Source organism: Bergeyella cardium, from assembly GCF_009914665.1.
In the GTDB taxonomy this organism is placed as follows: domain Bacteria; phylum Bacteroidota; class Bacteroidia; order Flavobacteriales; family Weeksellaceae; genus Bergeyella_A; species Bergeyella_A cardium.
Window position 1 is genome coordinate 1740022 of record NZ_CP029149.1, and the last position, 16449, is coordinate 1756470.

The 16449-nt window shown below is 40.1% G+C and carries 17 protein-coding genes and 1 pseudogene; 7 read left to right on the forward strand and 11 right to left on the reverse strand.

Translation table 11 applies throughout. The features are described 5' to 3' along the window. Window positions 1–46 precede the first annotated feature (46 nt). Both DBX24_RS07960 and gldD read right to left on the reverse strand, forming a co-directional pair. On the reverse strand, window positions 47–967 hold the full coding sequence (locus DBX24_RS07960) for a PfkB family carbohydrate kinase (protein ID WP_160224516.1): 921 nt from the start codon (window positions 965–967) through the stop codon (window positions 47–49). A gap of 39 nt (window positions 968–1006) precedes the next feature. Beyond that, complete coding sequence (gene gldD, locus DBX24_RS07965) at window positions 1007–1564, reverse strand: gliding motility lipoprotein GldD (RefSeq protein ID WP_160224517.1); 558 nt, start codon at window positions 1562–1564, stop codon at window positions 1007–1009. A 64-nt stretch (window positions 1565–1628) separates the two neighbouring features. On the opposite strand from gldD, the gene lptB reads away from it, so the two are divergent. Next, window positions 1629–2366 (forward strand): LPS export ABC transporter ATP-binding protein, encoded by a 738-nt coding sequence (lptB, locus tag DBX24_RS07970; protein WP_120489153.1) that lies wholly within the window; start codon window positions 1629–1631, stop codon window positions 2364–2366. 206 nt (window positions 2367–2572) lie between these two features. Further along, window positions 2573–3577 carry a glycosyltransferase family 2 protein gene (locus DBX24_RS07975; protein ID WP_160224518.1) on the forward strand — a complete coding sequence of 335 codons (1005 nt, stop codon included), beginning with the start codon at window positions 2573–2575 and terminating at the stop codon, window positions 3575–3577. 1 nt (window position 3578) lies between these two features. On the opposite strand, the gene DBX24_RS07980 is transcribed toward DBX24_RS07975, so the two are convergent. The 6 genes from DBX24_RS07980 to DBX24_RS08005 form a co-directional block, all read right to left on the reverse strand. Beyond that, complete coding sequence (locus tag DBX24_RS07980; RefSeq protein ID WP_120489151.1) at window positions 3579–4082, reverse strand: Smr/MutS family protein; 504 nt, start codon at window positions 4080–4082, stop codon at window positions 3579–3581. A 6-nt stretch (window positions 4083–4088) separates the two neighbouring features. Next, the gene (locus DBX24_RS07985) at window positions 4089–4583 is read right to left on the reverse strand and encodes a metallophosphoesterase family protein (protein WP_160224519.1); all 495 of its coding nucleotides are present in this window, start codon (window positions 4581–4583) and stop codon (window positions 4089–4091) included. 435 nt (window positions 4584–5018) lie between these two features. After that, a complete protein-coding gene (locus DBX24_RS07990) occupies window positions 5019–5915 on the reverse strand; it encodes a hypothetical protein (protein WP_160224520.1) in 897 nt (298 codons plus the stop codon). Window positions 5916–5921: 6 nt separating this feature from the next. Then, window positions 5922–7217 (reverse strand): hypothetical protein, encoded by a 1296-nt coding sequence (locus DBX24_RS07995; RefSeq protein ID WP_120489148.1) that lies wholly within the window; start codon window positions 7215–7217, stop codon window positions 5922–5924. A gap of 2 nt (window positions 7218–7219) precedes the next feature. After that, a complete protein-coding gene (locus tag DBX24_RS08000) occupies window positions 7220–7618 on the reverse strand; it encodes a co-chaperone DjlA (RefSeq protein ID WP_160224521.1) in 399 nt (132 codons plus the stop codon). A 24-nt stretch (window positions 7619–7642) separates the two neighbouring features. After that, window positions 7643–7828 (reverse strand): hypothetical protein, encoded by a 186-nt coding sequence (locus DBX24_RS08005; protein WP_160224522.1) that lies wholly within the window; start codon window positions 7826–7828, stop codon window positions 7643–7645. 450 nt (window positions 7829–8278) lie between these two features. On the opposite strand from DBX24_RS08005, the gene DBX24_RS08010 reads away from it, so the two are divergent. Continuing rightward, window positions 8279–10051, forward strand: coding sequence for an AMP-dependent synthetase/ligase (locus DBX24_RS08010; RefSeq protein ID WP_160224523.1), 1773 nt, complete (start codon window positions 8279–8281; stop codon window positions 10049–10051). A gap of 178 nt (window positions 10052–10229) precedes the next feature. Next, entirely contained in the window at window positions 10230–11210 is a 981-nt protein-coding gene (locus DBX24_RS08015) for a beta-ketoacyl-ACP synthase III (protein ID WP_260392810.1), read from the forward strand. Between the two features lie 128 nt (window positions 11211–11338). Here DBX24_RS08015 and DBX24_RS08020 read toward each other — a convergent pair whose 3' ends face one another. Genes DBX24_RS08020 through DBX24_RS08030 form a run of 3 tightly spaced genes read right to left on the reverse strand, consistent with a single transcriptional unit; the run spans window position 11339 to window position 14062 of the window. Then, window positions 11339–12922 (reverse strand): S8 family serine peptidase, encoded by a 1584-nt coding sequence (locus DBX24_RS08020; RefSeq protein WP_160224525.1) that lies wholly within the window; start codon window positions 12920–12922, stop codon window positions 11339–11341. Between the two features lie 25 nt (window positions 12923–12947). Beyond that, on the reverse strand, window positions 12948–13601 hold the full coding sequence (locus DBX24_RS08025) for a SanA/YdcF family protein (protein ID WP_160224526.1): 654 nt from the start codon (window positions 13599–13601) through the stop codon (window positions 12948–12950). Further along, window positions 13598–14062, reverse strand: coding sequence for a MarR family winged helix-turn-helix transcriptional regulator (locus tag DBX24_RS08030; RefSeq protein ID WP_160224527.1), 465 nt, complete (start codon window positions 14060–14062; stop codon window positions 13598–13600). The genes DBX24_RS08025 and DBX24_RS08030 overlap by 4 nt, the downstream gene beginning before the upstream one ends. Window positions 14063–14504: 442 nt before the next feature. Here DBX24_RS08030 and DBX24_RS08035 point away from each other — a divergent pair, with 442 nt between their 5' ends. From DBX24_RS08035 to DBX24_RS09465, 3 genes and pseudogenes are all read left to right on the forward strand, one after another. Then, window positions 14505–15530: a phage tail-like protein gene (locus DBX24_RS08035; protein WP_160224528.1), complete on the forward strand. Its 1026-nt coding sequence runs from the start codon at window positions 14505–14507 to the stop codon at window positions 15528–15530. A 36-nt stretch (window positions 15531–15566) separates the two neighbouring features. Beyond that, window positions 15567–16171: pseudogene (locus DBX24_RS08040) on the forward strand (DNA-binding domain-containing protein). A gap of 6 nt (window positions 16172–16177) precedes the next feature. Further along, complete coding sequence (locus DBX24_RS09465) at window positions 16178–16306, forward strand: hypothetical protein (RefSeq protein ID WP_260392812.1); 129 nt, start codon at window positions 16178–16180, stop codon at window positions 16304–16306. The last annotated feature ends 143 nt before the right edge of the window (window positions 16307–16449 follow it).

Consider the following 16449-nt stretch of genomic DNA (forward strand, 5'->3'; position numbering starts at 1 on the left):
TTATTATAATTCTTTCTTAAAATTAAGCCCTGATTCTTTTGAGGCGTTAGATATTTACTTCAAAGGAGGTGAGCTTTTTAAAGTCTGATATTCGCCCTTTCAATTCCTCTTTGCTTATCTCTTGAAGTCTTTCGGTGCCGAACTTTTCTACGGTAAAAGAGGCTACGGCAGAGCCTATAATAATTGCCGATTTTATATTCTCATAGCTGAGGTCTTCGGTTTTTGCAAGGTAAGCGGCAAAGCCTCCTGCAAAGCTATCTCCTGCACCTGTTGGGTCAAAAACATCTTCCAAAGGGAGTGCTGGGAGCGCAAAAACATTATGGTTGTGGAAGAGCAGAGCACCGTGCTCTCCTTTTTTTATAATCACAAATTCAGGACCCATAGCGTGGATTTTCTCTGCTGCTCTTACGAGAGAGTATTCATTGGAAAGCTGGCGTGCCTCTTCATCATTTATGGTAATTACATCGGTTTGGGCTATCATTTCCATTAGCTTATCCCAAGCGGTATTCATCCAGAAATTCATTGTGTCTAATATCACCATCTGTGGTCTTTTCTTCATCTGTTTCAATACCGAGAGCTGAACCGTAGGGTCAAGGTTCCCGAGCAGGAGGATTTCCGCTTCTTGAGAGTGCTCAGGGATTTGAGGAGTGAAGTCCGCCAAAACATTAACTTCAGTAGCGAGCGTATCTCTTGTATTGAGGTCATTATGATATTTCCCACTCCAAAAGAAGGATTTCCCCTCTTTTTTTATCTCTACACCATCTATATTCACACCTCTGCTGGTGAGCATATCAAAGTATTCTTGGTTGAAATCTCCTCCTACGACTGATACCAGCGCTGTTTCTGCTCCTAAAACGGAAGATGCCAAGCCGATATAAGTGGCAGCACCCCCTAAGGTTTTATCTGTTTTTCCGAAAGGCGTTTCTATTGCATCGAAAGCCATTGAGCCTACTACTAAAAGTTTCATTTATTCTTGAATAATATTTATTTACGGTTAATAATCATCTTATTTTTTCCATTCAAAAGTATCGAGCATCCTCAGCATATCCTTTTTTATATAATCTATTGCAGGAGCTAAGGAGTCGGGCTTTGGTCGGGTATTAAAGTAAAGATTTGCAGTTACGAAGTGTCTGGTACTATCGGTTACATAAAACTGAATATTAGATGCTGAATGCCCCTTGAGCTCATAAAAATTTCCAAAGACTCTTTTCTCTGGATACTCAAAAGATTTAGTCTCTATGGCAGAGGCTTTAATGGTATGCTCATAAACCATTTTCTCGGCTTCTTTTATATGAAGGTCAAAATCATTCTTTATAGGGAAATAGGTAATGAAAATCTTTGCCTTCATTTTTGGGTAATTGATATGATACCAGCAGTCCTGCTTAGCCTGTTCTACCTTTGCAAAATTGGAGTACTCAAAGCGATATCCACACGGCGAATCAAATGTCTTGTATTCTGCCTTTGGATACTCCAGTCTTAGCTCTCCGTACGGCTTGGGCATTGTATCTTGGGTACAGCCGGCCACCGCCATAGATAAAGGTATTAATGCTAATTTTTTAAACATTGGGCAAAAATACAGTTTTTGGGCTAACTTTTAGTATGTAAAAAAATAATTTATATTTGCCTCTATGATTTTGAGAGGAGAGAATTTAATAAAAGAATACGGACCAAAGAAAGTAGTGAAAGGCGTATCCATAGAGGTAGAACAAGGGCAAATCGTAGGATTGCTCGGGCCTAATGGAGCAGGCAAAACCACTACTTTTTATATGATTGTAGGGCTGGTAAAACCCACATCGGGGAATATCTTTCTAGATGAGCAAAACATCACCACAGATGCAATGTACCGCAGAGCACAGAAAGGCATAGGCTACCTTGCTCAGGAAGCCTCCGTATTTAGAAAGCTCACCGTAGAGGAAAATTTAATGGGCGTTTTACAGCTTACCAAGCTCTCCAAAAAACAGCAACGAGAGAAGTGCGATGAGCTGATAGAAGAGTTTTCCCTCAACCATGTCCGAAGAAACAGGGGAGACCTCCTCTCTGGTGGCGAAAGGCGTAGAACCGAAATTGCCCGTTGCCTCGCTACCGACCCGAGCTTCATCCTCCTCGATGAGCCTTTTGCAGGGGTAGACCCCATTGCTGTGGAAGATATACAGAAAATCGTGCGTAGCCTTACCAAAAAGAATATCGGAATCCTCATCACCGACCATAATGTACAGCAAACCCTTGCCATTACCCACAAGACCTATATAATGTTTGAAGGGAGAATTCTAAAAGAAGGTCTGCCTCAGGATTTGGCAGATGACCCGCAAGTGCGCGAAGCCTACCTCGGTGAGAATTTCGTCTATCAAGATATAATTAGTAGCTAATAGCTTTTGGCTTCTGGCAATTAGCTAAAAGCAAAAAAAAAATACAGCCCTTTAAAGTCTGTATTTTTTTATGAGGTTAAGTGCCTTGCCGGCTACGGCGCTCGTCCGAGAGAGCGAGACCATCTCGCTTTTCTATCCACCCACTGCTAAAAGCCAAAAGCTAGAAGCCAAATTGCTATCTTTGCGCCATTCAAAAAAATCAGAGAATGAGCCCGAGTATATCCATCATCATTGCTATATATAATAGGAAGAATGAGCTTTTTGAGCTGCTTCAGTCCTTGTCTTTCCAAACGGATAAAGATTTTGAGGTTATTGTAGTAGATGATGGCTCGCAGATAAGCCTGCAACCCACAGTAGAGCTGTTTCGTGAGCAGCTGGATATCCACTTCTACCGAAAGGAGAATTCGGGACCAGGACTGTCCAGAAACTACGGCGCAAATAAGGCGAAGAATGAGTGGTTAGTCTTTGTGGATTCAGATGTAATCACCGAGAAGGACTATATTGCCAACATAAAAAAGAACATACAGAATACCGATTGCGATGCTTTTGGAGGGGCAGATAAGGCACATCGAGGGTTTAATCTGATGCAGAAAGCGATTTCATATTCTATGACTTCGGTTTTTACCACTGGGGGTATTCGTGGGAGTAGGAAGTCGGTGTCTAAATTCCAACCTCGAAGTTTTAATATGGGAGTGAAGAAGGAGGTGTTTTGCACAGTAGGAGGCTTCTCCGAGATGCGGATAGGTGAGGACCCTGACCTCTCTATGAGGCTTTGGGAGCAGGGGTTTAAGACGGCATTCTTTGATGATATTGCGGTTTATCACAAGAGGCGGACGGATTTTGGAAAATTCTCACGGCAAGTGTATCAGTTCGGATGTGCGAGACCCATCCTCAACCAAAGGCATCCGAAGTATGTGAAGCTATCGTTTGCTTTCCCGAGCTTCTTCCTTATCGGTTATGTGCTGGGGGTGTGGGAGTATTTTCTACTGGGCCGGGGACTGTTCCTCGCGGTCTATGGGCTTTATACTTTTGTGATTTTCTTCCACTCGCTGGTGGTGAGCAGGAATCTTAGCATTGCAGGGCTGTCGGTAGTTTCGTCTTATATACAGATGTTTTCCTACGGTTGGGGCTTTTTAGAATCTTGGCTAAAGCTGAATCTTCTGCGGATGAAACCAGAAGATGCCTTTCCGAAGCATTTCCATAGGCATTAGTTTAGATTGAATGATGAAACTCGACGATAACCGCTCCTGTCTGATGATGGAGGATGTCTTTATTATAGAAATCAATTCCCACCTGAGATTGCAGGGTGTTATGTACCATTTTTTGTAGCGTGCCGTCGCCTATCCCGTGGATGATTTCTAAGCGTTTTATTCTGTTCTCTCGGCAGAAGTCCAGCGAATCCATAAGTTTTTCCTTTTGTAGAAAGAGCCTTTCAAAGCTGTTGTAGTCATTCGGATGGCTCACTAGTTTATTAAAATGAAGGTCTAAGATGAGGTGATTTGTCGAGTGCTTTTTAGATTTGGGTCTTGTGTATTCGTACTTGTCCTGCATCTTGATGTTCTCATAGATTTCCGACTGATGGAGCACGAGTTTGGACTTTGGATACTGATGGCTAAAGCCAAATTCATCCTCAAAAGCTACACTATCGCCGTTTATGGAGGTTATTATGCCTTTTAAATCTTCATCTACCACCGAAATTTTATCGCCTATATTCATTGTTGTTTATTTAGTTCCGAGTTCTATTACTTCCAAATCTTTTATCTCTGTACCGTCTATGGTAAATCTCATCATTGTGCGTACTTTGTGCCAGCCCGATTTTCCTGCAGCACCAGGGTTGAGGTGAAGTAAGCCAAATTTCTTATCATACATCGCTTTTAAGATGTGAGAATGCCCAGAGATGAAGAGGCGAGGGGGCTTTTTAGTGATTTCTTCCTTTGCCAATGGCGAGTATTTATCAGGATAGCCCCCGATGTGTATCATTAGAACTTCTACGCCCTCGCAGGTGAAGCGGCTGACTTCTGGGAAAACTGCCCGAATCTGTGCGCCATCAATATTCCCATAGACGCCTCTCAGGGGTTTTAGCTCCTCTATAGCCTCTACCACCTGCATAGAACCAAAGTCCCCACAATGCCAAACCTCATCGGCTTCTTTGGCATAGGACAAAATCCTGCTGTCCATATAAGAATGCGTATCTGAAAGTAATAAAATCTTTGTCAAAACCCTCTATTTTGAAGGCAAAAATAGAAAATAAATTGACTACTGGCGATTAGCTTTTGGCAGTAGGCAGTAAGCAGTAGGCAGTAAGTAGTGTATGGTTAGGCTTACTGCCTGTTACCCTATGGGGGAGGCATTGCCTCTTTTATTATCCCTAATTGGAAGGGGGAGGCATTGCTTCTTTTATTATCCCTAATTGGAAGGCCCCCCCTCTGTGGGGGTCAATTTCAGACCCTGTGGGGTCAATTTTAGGAGGCATTGCCTCTTTTTTTAGTTTAATTAGCTCCTAGCTTTTAGCTAAAATACCCACTGGCTATGGTATAATCCCCACGCAGTGGGTAAGAGCATCACCTGCAAGGTGTGGGTAAGAGCATTACCTGCAAGGTGTGGGGGGGGGATAAGGGAGCAGCCATCTGTTAGGATGGCTGCTGGGGAGTGTTATTTGAAGAACTTTTCTATTCGTATTTTGGTATGTTCGGGTAAGTCGGTGTTATAGATTTCATATTTTTTTACTTTCATTTCTTTAAACCACTTATTGAAGTATTCTTTAATGATATCTTCATCGGCTAAGTTGGCTTTAGACGGCGTTACCTCTAATACCAATATCTGCAAATCTTCTAAATCATTACGAGGAGTTATAAACCCTATATCTCCTTTTTGCATTTTGTCTTTCCAATCGGGTGCTCTTAAATTGTGCTGTTGTATGATGGATGGTAATAAATAGCTACTTCTATTGCCACTTATTTCTTTTGAGTCTTCGTGGTAGATATAGCCATCGGTAAGGATTACTAAGATATTTTTATAGTTTTTATCATCGGATACGCAATAGTCTTTCACATCATTTTTGAAAAATCGCCAGATATCTGAGCCTATATACTGCTTATTTTTGATTGTAGTGGTATAGATGCTCTCTAAGTTTTTTCTAAACTTATCACTGATTTCATCAAAGACTTTTTTCTTTTCTTTAATCTCCATTTGAGATAAATCAACATTGAGTTCGGAAGCTATTTTATTGATGTTGGGGTCTTGTGGATTAGGGCTGGAGATTACTTTAAATTTTCCTTTTGACCTATGTCCTCCTTTTGCATCCATATCTTTTTTGAAGATGGAAATAAGCTCATTAATAACCGCTATATCTCTTTGGTAATGCTCGGGTTTTTCTGGTACTACTTCTGGGTCTATTCTGTCGGATAGGTCTAAAAGCACGGTGATATTAAGCTGCTTGTCCTGCTCAGAAATAGCGGTAGATGCTCCTGATTCTTTTTTTTCGTCTTTACTACAAGAGGTAACGGCTAATAGAGCCGTTGCTAATAAGATGTGTATTATTCTTTTCATTTGTCTTTATTTTTTTTCTTGTTCTATAGCTAATATTGATTTTTTATGTTCTTCTACTAGATTTTCATTTTGTTTGTGGATATCATCTATAAGAGCAGTTTCTTTTTTATTGGCAGTCATCCAGTGCGTCCATCCCGTTGTAAATTCGCCAACGCACTGGTAGAATCTATTCCAATTGATTTTGAAGACTTCTCCATTTACAATCTTTTTGAGGTCTATAACTTCCAGTTCTACTTTATGTATATGTTCATTAATAGTATCTATTTCTTTATTGTGTTTATCTACATCATCTTCTATTATTCTTATTTCACTTTCTTTTGCTTTTATAGCTAATGCTACTATATTAAGTTTATCATAAGCTTCCATAGTAAGGTCAAACACAAATCCCCAGATAATATATACCACAAACCCTGCAAAAATGATAAGCCAAAAATTGCCATCACTAATAGCCATTGGTATACTATATTCTGGCATATCTTGGAATTTATTTTCCTTAAGTATATCATATATTTTTTTGGTAATATGGTATGCAAGGAGAGCATCAAAAGCAAAGGTAATAGCAATAAGGAAAGCAATCTTAAAATATTTTGCATTGCCTTCTGCTTCTTGGAATTTATGGATAAGATATCCTAAACCTAAAAATACAAATGGAAGAGTAAGGATATAAACTGGTGCTTCAGCTCCCTCTTTGAAAGCCATCTCTACAGCTTTAGGGTCAAAAATAGAACTTGCCACTCCTAACTCATCAATAGTAAATTCCTTAAACATTGCTGAGTAAGCAGCAGAACTATAGAACACAAACAGATATATTGTAAGGAAAGCCAAGATGGTACAGCCAATAATAAATCCTAATTTGCTGGCTTTGTCAGGGAGTATGGTCTCTGGGTTTTCCTTAATTCTTATAATATCTTTTTTAAGATTATCAATCTTCTCTTTCAGTACTTGTATTTTATCTTTAATTCCTGATATTATAGATTGCTTTTGCTCTATTTCTCTTTCTTTTTTGCTTAGCTCTACTTCCGCTTTTTGGGCATCTTTGTTATCTCCATACTGTTTTAAGATTTCAATTTTACGGTAGTATTCTTTTACTAAGCTCCAAAATCCTGTAAAAGCCAGTTTATTTCCGTTTTGCTTTTTTGCAGATTCAAAGCCCCAGTCTTCATAGCTTTGCGTCTCTGTTTTACCAAAAGAGGTGTCTTCTTCCTCTCTTTTTATTTCAGGTGCCCGTTCAGAAACTACTTTGGGAGCTTCTGTTTGTGGTACATTTTTCTTCAATAAATCCTTTAATTTTTCTAGTGCCATAATTATTGTATTAATTTTTCTATTTCTTCATTTATTTTTGTAGATGGGAGGTTCTGTTTGGCTAATTCTACTAACCATTCAAAGAGCTCTTCCCCCGCATCTTGCTCTATTTGGAATCTCTCACAGAATTTAAGGAAAGATTGCTTTTCATCAGCCTCAATAATACCATCGGCTAAGACTACTCTTACAAAATCATAGAGGAGTTTTACCTTTTCTATAAAATTTTCAGGAAAAGTAATCTCCATCATTGGATTGGTAATAATACTCTCAAATTCTTCTTTAGAAATGCCTTTTTCATTGGCTATTTCTAAAATTACATTCATTTCCTCAGGAGCAAAGTTCCCATCGCTTAATGCAAGGAAATACAAATTCACTAAATGATTTTTTAATTTTAAATCCATATACTATTTATTTAGTTATTTAATTTATCTACATACGCTACATTTTCCCCCTCTTTCGTGGCAATGCTTACAAGCACTACAATTTTTGCAGGCTTTGCAAATGCCATTTGGGTTGCACCTTCTTCCTTCTGTTTCTATGCGTGAGGATACTACATACGCTCCTGCACTTACCGATAGGGCTAATAGCCCCAATAAAATTGCTTTTTTCATTTATATAATTTTAATGTTATTTTCAAATAGGGTATGAATATTAAACGAACAGAAACCACGCAAAAATGGACGAACTTCATCCATAGATGAAATTCGTCCATTATGTTGGTGATGGCCGGTTTTTGCGCTGTTTATTAATGAATTAATGGGGGGGGGGTAGACGCCTTATATCTCTTAATCATACCTGTTAATTCTATGTTTCGTTTTCAAGTGAGTTTAGCTTCTTTTTTCAGGCGTCAAATGTAAATATTTTTATTTTATAGATAAAACAAGATTTTTATCATATTGGGTTAATGGCTAATTGCTTTTTTCTTTTAATAATTGCCTCACCGGCACCGTAGCCGGTGAGGCAATTATTTCTAAGTGCTCTCCACGCAGTGGATGCTCCCCACGCCAGTGGAAAAAAATATTTCAGTACTTTTGGGCGCTTAAAATCAAGATAACTGTATAATGAAGATAGAAAGACTGTTTGACATCGCCAGAAACTACGCTGAAAACTTCCCGAAAGCGGATATGTTTGCCACAAAAAGAAACGGCAAATGGGAGAAAACCTCCACAGCAGAGTTTATAAGCCTTGGCAATAAGTTCTCAAGAGGTCTGCTGAAACTGGGCATTAGCCCTGGGGATAAAATCTCCCTCATTACCTCTGCAACCTGTACAGAATGGGCGGCGGTAGATTTCGGAGCATTGCAAATCGGTGTAATCACAGTGCCCGTGTATCCTACCATTTCACCAGCAGATTACGAATTTATTTTCAACGATGCAGAGATAAAATACTGCTTCGTATCCGATAAAAAACTCCTCCAAAAAGTAGAAGAAATTAAAGCAAAAGTACCCAGCTTGCAGGGAATTTTTACTTTTGAGGAGGTAGAAGGTGCGGCCAACTGGATAGAGATAATAGACCTCGGCGAAAGCGAGGCTACCCAGAATGAAGTGGAGGACCTCTCTAATGCTATCAGAGCTGAGGATTTGGCAACGCTCATCTATACCTCAGGAACTACGGGGCGCCCAAAAGGGGTAATGCTCACCCACAGAAATATTATTGCCAATATAGAGGGCTGCTATAACATCACCCCGATACGAAAAGGGCTCTCCTACAAAAACACAAGAGTGCTCAGCTTCCTGCCTATATGCCATATCTTCGAGCGAATGCTCTTCTACTTCTTCCAGTGCAGGGGCTTCTCCTTTTACTTTGCTGAGAGCTTTGATAAACTCGGAGAGAATATCAAGGAAGTAAAACCGCATTATATGACCGTTGTACCACGAGTTTTGGAGAAAGTGTATGACAAAATCTACCAAAAAGGAACGGCAAATGGTGGGCTGAAATCTAAAATATTCCACTGGGCAATCCGTGTTGCTGAAAATAAAAAAGGCATAGGAAAACCAAAAGGAATAAAAGAGAAATTGGCAGATAAATTAGTCTTCAAAAAATGGAGAGAAGGCTTGGGCGGAGAAATTATTACCCTCGTATCTGGCTCGGCATCTCTTTCCGAAAGGCTTAATAAAATCTATCAGAATGCAGGGATACCTATCTTGGAGGGCTATGGGCTCACGGAAACCTCTCCCGTAGTTGCCGTAAATTCATTTGACAGGATGAAAATAGGTACCGTTGGTCCCATAGTAAAAAACCTTGATGTAAAGATTCAACCCGATGGAGAAATCAGTGTAAAAGGAGAGTCCATATTCAAGAGCTATTATAATAATGAAGAGCTTACCCAAGAAGCCTTTACAGAAGACGGTTACTTCAAAACAGGGGATATCGGCTTTATAGATGAAGAGGGTTTCCTGAAAATTACCGACCGTAAAAAAGAAATGTTTAAAACCTCAGGAGGTAAGTACATCGCTCCTCAGATTATTGAAAACCTTGCGAAATCTTCCAAATTTATCGAGCGAATAATGGTAGTGGGCGATGGCGAGAAAATGCCTTGTGCCATTGTACAGCCCGACTTTAGCTTTGCAAAAAACTGGGCGATAATAAAGCACTATAACATTGGTGAAACACCAGAGCAGATGTCCCAAGACCCTAAGCTCAAAGCCCGAATAGAAAAAGAAATAGCCAAAATAAATACAAGCCTTGGCAACTGGGAACAGATAAAGAAAATAGAACTCTCCCCAGAAATCTGGTCAATAGAGGGGGGCGAGCTTACCCCAACCCTCAAACTCAAACGAAAGAACATAAAAGAAAAATATATTGCCCTCTATAATAAACTCTATGAGCAGTAAGCGGCAGCTAGCTTTTTGCTAATGGCAGTTAGCCAATAGTTTTAATAGGCAAGCCTACTGCCTAAAGCCTATAGCTATTTATAACATCTTAATTTTTACGATAGATTGTTATTTTTCATTTAAAGCTATTAAATTTGCAGACTTTTTTTATTTAAACATGCCGAAAGAACTTGAAAAAATGTATGCAGTAATCACGGCGGTAGGCGGTTATCTGCCACCTAATAAAAGGACAAACCAAGATTTGGAGCAGGTAACTGAAACCTCCGATGAATGGATAACTAAGAGAACGGGGATAAAAGAACGCAGAATACTCAGCGAAAATTCTGCAACATCAGATATGGCGATAAAGGCGATAGAAGCCCTTGTAGAGAAGTATAAAAAGGATATTCACAGCATTGATGCCCTTATCGTAGCAACTTCTACCCCAGATATGCCAATGCCCTCCACAGCGAATATTATCTGTGAAAAACTTGGGATACAAACCCATCTTGCATTTGATATGAATGCCGCTTGTTCGGGCTTTCTCTATGCACTTAGTACGGGGAGTAGCCTTGTGGAGAGTGGGAGGTTCAAAAATGTAGTCGTTATAGGAGCGGACAATATCAGCACCTATGTAAATCTATACGACAGGAGTACCAATATTCTCTTTGGTGATGGTGCAGGCGTAGTATGGCTGGAGCCTTCGCCTGAACTCGGACTAATAGACTCACTTCTTTACAGCAATGGTACAGGACGAGAATACCTGAATATAGAAGGTGGAGGTACGCAATACCCTTACAGTGCGGATGGGTATGAAGCTGAGAAATCTTATATAAAACAGGACGGTAAGGTGGTCTTCAAACACGCAATAGAAGCGATGAGCAAAGCCTGCCTTGAAGTTTTAGAGAAGAATAATCTATTGGTAGAAAATGTACATTGGTTAGTACCTCATCAGGCAAATAAAAGGATTATAGATGCCGTAGGTAGGGAAATCGGTATAGATGAAGAAAAAACGGTAGTCAATATTGAGAAATACGGGAATACCATAGCTGCTACCATTCCCCTTTGCCTGTGGGAAAATGCCTCTGATATGAAGAAAGGAGAGATTATACTTCTTACAGCGTTTGGTGCTGGCTTCTCGTGGGGAGCAAGCCTCTTGAGGTGGGGCATAGAGCCATAGATTGAATATAGTTTATATTAATAGGATAGTATTCTTATGCTAAGGCTGTTTTTTAGTCTCTCCTCCAATAAAAAAAGCACGCTTTCTCTATCTGAGGTAAGCGTGCTTTGTATTTCTATCAAAAAAACTTATTTAAGTTTCTTTTTCTTGTAGAGTTCTTCAGCTTTTTGTACCGCTTTGTACGCATCTACTACACCGCCATAGACGGAGAGGTCTTTTAGCTGGTCGTTTTTATTAACAGAAGAGACGAGAATGGTCTTAATCTCTGCTGCCGATAGCTTAGGATAGTGAGACCACACCAAAGCTGCTACACCAGCCACAGCAGGAGATGCCATAGAAGTACCATTGAAGAAAGCATACTTGCTCACGCCAGGTACGGAGGAGTAGATTTCCATACCGGGAGCAAAGACATCTACCGATTTTTTACCATAGTTGGAGAATCTTGCCTTTAATTTATCTGCGTGGCGAGTGCTGGCACCTACTGTAATGGTTGTAGGGCTGAACTGCTTATCATTAATCAGCGTCATTGGATAGTGGATTCGTACATCTATATCTTCGTTACTGTTCCCTGCTGCTTTTACGATGAGTACATTCTTTTTCTCGGCATATTTAAAGGCATCTACTACGAGTTTATGGTTATCGTCATAGCTTTTTCCGAAAGACATATTGAGGATTTTTGCTCCGTTATCTACGGCATATCTAATTCCATTAGCGATATCTTCATCTCGCTCATCACCATCGGGAACTACACGAACGCCCATAATCTTTACATAGTTGCCACCGCCAGTTCCGTGCATACCCTTGCCATTATCCCACTCAGCAGCGATAATCCCTGCTACATGGGTTCCGTGATCATCAGAGAGCCCTTTTACATCGTTATTTCCATAGTGATTGCCCATGACGCCTGCTTTGGGATTAAAATCTAAGCCATAGCTCTTTGTGAGTTGCTTCTCTGCATAGTCCAGCTGGCTTTGATATCTTTTGAGATAAGAGGAGATAACATTGGAGATAGTCTTGCCTTCCCAGTCCTTTTGTGGCACTTCTTTGAAGATAAACAGCCCCTCAAGAGCGAGGTTATTCTCTGAGGAGAAATTATCCACCACAGATTTGGAGAGCGGTTGCTCACCGAGAGCCTCTGCTAATGCTTTCAACCTCGGCTGGTAGAAATCAAGCCTTGACTGTGCCAAATGCTTCACCTGCTCAAACCTGTATATAGAGGTATAATAATCTTTTTTCAGCCTTAAATATTCATTATAGAGCTTCTGATTTTTAATGTGAAGCCCCTGCTCTCTGAATAGTTTCTCAAGTTTTGCATACTGGCGGGTGAGTTCGTAGGAGTCGTCATCATAGCTGTTTCCGTTTTTATCAGTTACGAAGTTCCAGCCGTGGATATCATCTACGAAACCATTTTTATCATCATCTTTTTGGTTGCCCTCCTTTTCTTTCGGATTCGTCCAGATATTATTCTTTAAATCCTCGTGGAAATACTCCACGCCGCTGTCTAGCACACCAACCACGATATCTACAGGCTTTCTATTATTCTGTTTCAGGAATTCCTTCGCCTTTAATGTATTCACACCATAGACTCCTGTAGCCTCAAAATCCGAGTGCATCCAGTTTTTTAAGAAGGTAGAATCTACCGCTGGCTTTTCCTGAGCGTTAAATTGATGCCCCGCAAAGATTAGCCCTAATGCTAAAATTAGTTTTTTCATAGTTTTAACTTTCGTATAATTATATTTAATTTATTTCTTGTTCTATATTAATTTTCTCTCCTCCGAATTTAGGTTTTACACCGAAGATAAGGTCAATGAAGACTTTTACTCTGGCAAATCGTTCTCGGATTTGTATTTTGAGCCCTGAATAGCGAGCTACATCGGTGGCATTATATCCGTAGGCGTTTATTCCATAGTGGCGAGCGAGAAATACGGCTCTTTCATTATGAAATTTCTGAGAAATAATGATGAAGCCTTCCTGCCCGAATATCTCTTTTGCCCGAATAATCGAATCCAAAGTGCGGAAGCCTGCGAAATCTTCATAGATTTTCTCCTCTGGGATACCTCGTGCTATGAGTTCCAGTTTCATATCTTCGGGTTCATTGTAGCCTTTTACAGAATTATCTCCACTTACGATGATGTAGCTTGCCTTACCGCTTTTGTAAAGCTGTTCTGCTGCATCTATCCTGTGGTAGAAGTAGGCATTTTGATATCCATTCTGTAAGATTTTAGAAGTCCCGAGAACCAATGCAACTTTCTCCTTTGGAAGCGTATTGACATCATCAGAGATAAAATCCCGAGCATCTGCTTCTATTTTCCAATTACAGAAAACAATAAGAGCAGCTAATAGCCCTATAATAACGGCTGAAGCAATCAATAATCGCTTGAGGGTTTTCATTTCATTTGGGCGTGTTTTGCGTTGAGCTCTACTGCGGTGTGAAAGATTTCATCCATTACTTCTTTAAAGATTTCTAATTTGTGTGGGCTTACTCTCTCTAACAGGATTTTGTTAAATGAAATTACCATTTCCTTTGCCATATCTCTGTATATGAGTCCTTTTTTTGTGAGTTTGATGATGACTTCCCGCTTATCAAACGAAGTCTTTTCCTTATATATATAGCCGTTATCTTCTAAATATTTTATAATTCTTGTAAGTGATGTAGGGCCTATCGCCATCTTTGGGCCCAAGTTTGTACTCCTTGTACCAGATTTGGGGTCTATTTTCAAGAGCGTGAGTGCCTGCACAGGGGTAGAATGATGCTCCTGTGCCAAATCTGAATACATTTTAGAAACCGCAAGCCAAGTCTGCTTTAAGATGAGATCTATATGCTCAATTTTATCGTTTGCATTCTTTTCCATAAAGGTTATTTTCAAATAGCCCCCAAATGTACAAATAATTTCTTACTGGAGTAATGAGTACTATTACTAGCTGATGAATTCTTTTTCCATTGCTCACCAATAGATTTTGGCTGGAGGCTAAAATTTATAATCTATCTCTTGCATAATAAATAAATACTCTCATCTTTGCGAAGCAATTAGATGAAAAAGATGGAAAGAGAAACACAAAATATGATAAGAATTAGCTGCATAGACTTGCGTATATGCGGTAAATTTTTATCTTTCTTTAAATAGGTATAGATAAAATACTTTATCTTTATTAAGCACTGAGAGGTGCGCGGGCAAAGCCCGCGCACCTCTCAGTGCTTTTTTGCGTTTGGGGCATTTTGCCCATTCGGGCAAAATGCCCCAAACGCACCGCTAATTTTTAGAAGATATAATTAAATAAAGTAGAACATAAATTATGACACATCAGAATTTATTATTTAGATTGAAAGCACTTGGGCTGATAAGTATAAGTGCTCTCGCAAGTGCGCAGTATGATGGTAGAGTAGGGATAAACACAGATACGCCGAAGGCTACTCTGGATCTCCGACCAAACCCAGACAATGCCTTAGCAACGGCTACGACGAATGAGGGGCTATTAATCCCTAAACTCTCCAAAGCCAGAGTAGCGAATATAACCACTCCAGAAAATGCTACTATGGTCTATGTAGAGAATTTAATCTACACAGGCACAGATCCAAGGGTAAGTGGAATTATTTCTCCGGGTTTTTATTACTATGATAGCTCAAAGAGCAAATGGATAAAACTTAATGATCTTGTGAGCTCTTCTATTGCACCTACAGGCTTAGAGAGGCTAACCGAGAATGGCAACTCAGGCTGGAGGCTTATAGGACGCAACCCAAACAACTATGGAGATATAGGAGAAGACGCAATAGATTTTAGCCATAGTACTTCTCCTAGTAATGAAAATGGTGCTACGGGAGAAAAGTCTTTTGCTTTTGGTACTGATGCAAAGGCTACTGGGAAGCAATCTATTGCCATAGGGGATAATGCACAGGCACAGGATAAATCTTCAGAAGCTATAGGTAGAAATACTTATGCAGTTGGGCCCTTCTCCAAAGCTTTGTTTGGTGGTATAGCAAAAGGGAAAAACTCTATGGCTATATCTGGTACAGCTGAGGGGTCGAGTTCTTATGCTGTATTTAATGCTTATACCGCCTCTACAGCAACTGGCTCCATAGCTATAGGTGCTTTTGTAACAGAACCCCATATAATAGCTATAGGAGGAGCTAATATATATGCCGGAACAGGACCTTCTTATAGTAAAGTAGCTATTGGTAATCTTCTTTATTTAGAGAAGGATCTAAAAATGAAAGCCAATGCCTTAGGTGACTGCAACGCTAATACTAGAGGTACTATAAAGTTTGACGGAACGAATTTCCACGGCTGTACCCCTTCTGGCTGGAAACAGCTCAATAACTAAACACTAAATAATCAATAAACAAAAAACCATATTACAATGAAAAATACTTTAAAAGCGTGGCTAAGAGACAATCCTCTTACCAGCGACCCATCAGATTTTGTAGGCGTTCCCGCAAGCGTAGGGAGCGTAAGCATCGCAGAGATTGTAGCAGAGCTCAAAAAAGAAGGTATGGAGATAAAAGAGGAGACGGCAATAGACATCATCTTCCGCTTTAATCGCAAGAGCACAGAGCTCGTGCTCCAAGGCTATGTAGTGAATACAGGCCTCGTGATAATGCGCCCAGCCATCAAGGGAGCCTTCCGCGATAAGACTTGGGATAAGGACAAGCACAGCGTCTATGTAAATGTAAATCAAGGTGCAGAGCTAAGAAAAGCCATCTCTCAAACCAAAGTAGAATTCCTCGGCGCCCACTGGCGTGGGGAGCACTTATTCAATTGCCTCACTGGCTATGGTATGTAGTAAGTGCCTGCCACGCTGTGGCTGTTCTGAATGAGCCATCTCGTCTTTTGGTGCTTATCCCCGCCTCGCTCCCCGCAGGCAATTATGAACTGAGCATCACAACGCAGTTTAGCAATACATCCAAAGTATTTCTAAAGTCACCAAGAACAGAAGTGTTTAATGTTCCTGTGATAATTGCCTAACTCGCTATGATAGAGTTGTTAAAGTTATATATTGCTATCCTTCTTGGGCAATTAGAAAAGCGAGATGACCTCGCCCTCTCGGGCGAAGGTGACTCGCCCTCTCGGGCGAGGGTGTCTCGCTCTCTCGGGCGATAGCCATTAGCTAAGCCAGCCTATTAAACCTAAATAACGAGTAAGCTCAAGAATAGACAAAAAAAATCAATGATGGATAAAGTTCTTCAAATGATAAAAAAGAAATAGAAACCTTGCACTTTATCACTTGTGTGCATAATGCGTTT

Bases quoted from the DNA above. Each gene is read 5' to 3' on its own strand.
- DBX24_RS08020 (WP_160224525.1), bottom strand. From the start codon at position 12,922: ATGAAAAAACTAATTTTAGCATTAGGGCTAATCTTTGCGGGGCATCAA.
- DBX24_RS08000 (WP_160224521.1), bottom strand. From the start codon at position 7,618: ATGGATTTAAAATTAAAAAATCATTTAGTGAATTTGTATTTCCTTGCA.
- lptB (WP_120489153.1), top strand. From the start codon at position 1,629: ATGATTTTGAGAGGAGAGAATTTAATAAAAGAATACGGACCAAAGAAA.
- gldD (WP_160224517.1), bottom strand. From the start codon at position 1,564: ATGTTTAAAAAATTAGCATTAATACCTTTATCTATGGCGGTGGCCGGC.
- DBX24_RS08035 (WP_160224528.1), top strand. From the start codon at position 14,505: ATGACACATCAGAATTTATTATTTAGATTGAAAGCACTTGGGCTGATA.
- DBX24_RS07995 (WP_120489148.1), bottom strand. From the start codon at position 7,217: ATGGCACTAGAAAAATTAAAGGATTTATTGAAGAAAAATGTACCACAA.
- DBX24_RS08025 (WP_160224526.1), bottom strand. From the start codon at position 13,601: ATGAAAACCCTCAAGCGATTATTGATTGCTTCAGCCGTTATTATAGGG.
- DBX24_RS07960 (WP_160224516.1), bottom strand. From the start codon at position 967: ATGAAACTTTTAGTAGTAGGCTCAATGGCTTTCGATGCAATAGAAACG.
- DBX24_RS07990 (WP_160224520.1), bottom strand. From the start codon at position 5,915: ATGAAAAGAATAATACACATCTTATTAGCAACGGCTCTATTAGCCGTT.
- DBX24_RS07980 (WP_120489151.1), bottom strand. From the start codon at position 4,082: ATGAATATAGGCGATAAAATTTCGGTGGTAGATGAAGATTTAAAAGGC.
- DBX24_RS08030 (WP_160224527.1), bottom strand. From the start codon at position 14,062: ATGGAAAAGAATGCAAACGATAAAATTGAGCATATAGATCTCATCTTA.
- DBX24_RS08015 (WP_260392810.1), top strand. From the start codon at position 10,230: ATGTATGCAGTAATCACGGCGGTAGGCGGTTATCTGCCACCTAATAAA.
- DBX24_RS09465 (WP_260392812.1), top strand. From the start codon at position 16,178: ATGATAGAGTTGTTAAAGTTATATATTGCTATCCTTCTTGGGCAATTA.
- DBX24_RS07975 (WP_160224518.1), top strand. From the start codon at position 2,573: ATGAGCCCGAGTATATCCATCATCATTGCTATATATAATAGGAAGAAT.
- DBX24_RS08005 (WP_160224522.1), bottom strand. From the start codon at position 7,828: ATGAAAAAAGCAATTTTATTGGGGCTATTAGCCCTATCGGTAAGTGCA.
- DBX24_RS08010 (WP_160224523.1), top strand. From the start codon at position 8,279: ATGAAGATAGAAAGACTGTTTGACATCGCCAGAAACTACGCTGAAAAC.